The following is a 2,659-nucleotide window of genomic DNA, read 5'->3' as shown; positions in this document are numbered from 1 at the left end:
GCGGGCGGTGTCACGTCCACGGCGGCCGCTGCCCCGGCGGAGGGGCGGGGGCGGGGGCGTGAGAAGCGGTACTCGTTCTCGGTGCTGGGCACCACGGATCTGCACGGCAACGTCTTCAACTGGGACTATTTCACGGACGCGGAGTTCGACGACCGGGATCACAACGATGTGGGGCTGGCGAAGATCTCCACGTTGGTGGAGCGGGTGCGTGCGGAGAAGGGGCGGGGCAACACGCTGCTGATCGACGCGGGTGACACGATCCAGGGCACTCAGCTGTCGTACTACTACGCGAAGGTCGATCCGATCACGGCCGAGAGCGGTCCGGTGCATCCGATGGCGCAGGCGATGAACGCGATCGGCTATGACGCGGCGGCGTTGGGCAACCACGAGTTCAACTACGGCATCCCGGTGTTGCGGAAGTTCGAGGAGCAGTGTGAGTTCCCGCTGCTGGGTGCGAACGCGTTGGATGCGAAGACGCTGCGGCCGGCGTTCCCGCCGTACAGCATGCATCGGCTGCGTACGCCGTGCGGTCGTGATGTGCGGGTGGCGGTGCTGGGGCTGACGAATCCGGGGATCGCGATCTGGGACAAGGCGCATGTGCAGGGGAAGATGACGTTCCCGGGGCTTGAGGAGCAGGCCGCGAAGTGGGTGCCGAAGCTGCGTTCGATGGGTGCGGATGTGGTGATCGTGTCGGCGCATTCGGGGTCGAGTGGGACGTCGTCGTACGGGGATCAGCTGCCGCATGTCGAGAACGCGGCGGGTCTGGTGGCTGAGCAGGTGCCGGGGATCGACGCGATTCTGGTGGGGCATGCGCACAAGGAGATTCCCGAGCACTTTGTGACGAACAAGGAGACGGGGCGGCAGGTGGTGCTGTCGGAGCCGTTGAAGTGGGGGCAGCGGCTGACGGTCTTCGACTTCGATCTGGTGTGGTCGAGGGGCCGTTGGACGGTGGAGAAGGTCGGTGCGCAGGTCCTCAACTCCAACACTGTGGAGGAGGACCCGAAGGTCGCGGGGCTGCTCGCGGATGAGCACGAGAAGGTCGTGGCGTATGTGAACCAGGTGATCGGTACGTCGACGGAGGCGATGTCGACGGCTGAGGGCCCGTACAAGGATGTGCCGATCATCGATCTGATCAGTCATGTGCAGGCGGAGACGGTGAAGGCGGCGCTGGCGGGTGGCGAGTTCGCGGCGTTGCCGGTGCTGTCGCAGGCGTCGTGTTTCTCTCGTTCGGCGGGGATTCCGGAGGGTGAGGTGACGATCCGGGATGCGGCGGGGCTGTATCCGTTCGAGAACACGCTGGAGGCGCGGCTGATCACGGGTGCGCAGCTGAAGGAGTATCTGGAGTACTCGGCGCGGTATTTCGTGCGGACGCCTGCGGGTGGGGCGGTTGATCCTGCGGAGTTGACGAACGCGGACGGTATTCCGGACTACAACTATGACGCGGTGTACGGCGTGACGTACGACATCGACATCGCGCGGGCGGTGGGTTCGCGGATCGTGGGCTTGGCGTTCGAGGGTGAGCCGGTGGCGGATGACGCGCGGTTCGTGCTTGCGGTGAACAACTATCGGGCGAGCGGGGGTGGGAACTTCCCGCATGTGCCGGGTGCGAAGCAGTTGTGGGCGGATTCGGACGAGATCCGGAACACGATCATTTCGTGGGTGCGGGAGGCGGGGACGGTGGACCCGGGGCAGTTCGCGTCGGTGGACTGGCGGCTGACCCGGGACGGTACGCCCGTGTTCTGATCTGGCTGCCCTGGTGGTCAGCCCTTGAGTCGTACGAGGTTGGCGCGCTGCTCGGCCGTGTTGGTGTCACGGCTGGGTGGCGCGTCGCTGTGTGTGAGGCCGAAGCTGGTGAAGGCGGTGCGTTGGGGCAGGGGGTAGGGGTTGGTGCCGGTGAGGGTGTTGAGGATGGTGGCGCTGCGCCAGGCGGCGAGTCCGAGGTCGGGGGCGCCGATGCCGTGGGTGTGGCGTTCGGCGTTTTGGACGTAGACGGCTCCGGTGACGGTGGGGTCGAGGGTGAGGCGGTAGTGCTCGTCGATGCGGGGGCGTTCGGTGTGGTCGCGGCGGAGGTAGGGGTCGAGTCCGGCGAGTAGTTGGTTCAGGGGGCGTTCGCGGTAGCCGGTGGCGAGGATGACGGCGTCGGTGGTGAGGCGGGTGCGGGTGCCTTGTTGGAGGTGTTCGAGGTGGAGTTCGACCTGGGTGTTGGCGACGCGTCCTGCGGTGCGGACGGTGACGCCGGGTGTGAGGACGGTGTCGGGCCAGCCGCCGTGCTGGGTGCGCTTGTAGAGCTCGTCGTGGATGGCGCTGATGGTGTCGGTGTCGATGCCTTTGTGTAGTTGCCACTGCTGGGGGATGAGCTGGTCGCGTTGGGTTTCGGGCAGGGCGTGGAAGTAGCGGGTGTAGTCGGGGGTGAAGTGTTCGAGGCCGAGCTTGGAGTACTCCATGGGGGCGAAGGCTTGGGTGCGGGCGAGCCAGTGGAGTTTTTCGCGGCCTGCGGGGCGGTGTTTGAGGAGGTCGAGGAAGACTTCGGCGCCGGACTGTCCTGAGCCGATGACGGTGATGTGGTCGGCGGCGAGGAGGCGTTCGCGCTGGTGGAGGTAGTCGGCGGCGTGGATGACGGGAACGGTGGGGGCGTCGGCGAGGGGTTTGAGGGGTTCGG

General features: G+C 66.5%; 2 protein-coding genes. One reads left to right on the top strand and one right to left on the bottom strand.

Annotation, left to right across the window (positions count from 1 at the left end; all coding sequences use genetic code 11):
* Positions 1-1,743, top strand: a 1,743-nt coding sequence (locus tag U9R90_RS35310) for a bifunctional metallophosphatase/5'-nucleotidase (protein ID WP_411061519.1), incomplete at its 5' end; no start/stop codon positions are given.
* A 17-nt stretch (positions 1,744-1,760) separates the two neighbouring features.
* Here U9R90_RS35310 and U9R90_RS35305 read toward each other — a convergent pair.
* A partial coding sequence (locus U9R90_RS35305; RefSeq protein ID WP_411061517.1) for a SidA/IucD/PvdA family monooxygenase occupies positions 1,761-2,659 on the bottom strand: 899 nt, incomplete at its 5' end.

It is taken from the genome of Streptomyces sp. E11-3 (genome assembly GCF_046540415.1).
Classification (GTDB): Bacteria; Actinomycetota; Actinomycetes; order Streptomycetales; family Streptomycetaceae; genus Streptomyces.
This window is presented reverse-complemented; position numbering and strand designations above follow the sequence as displayed.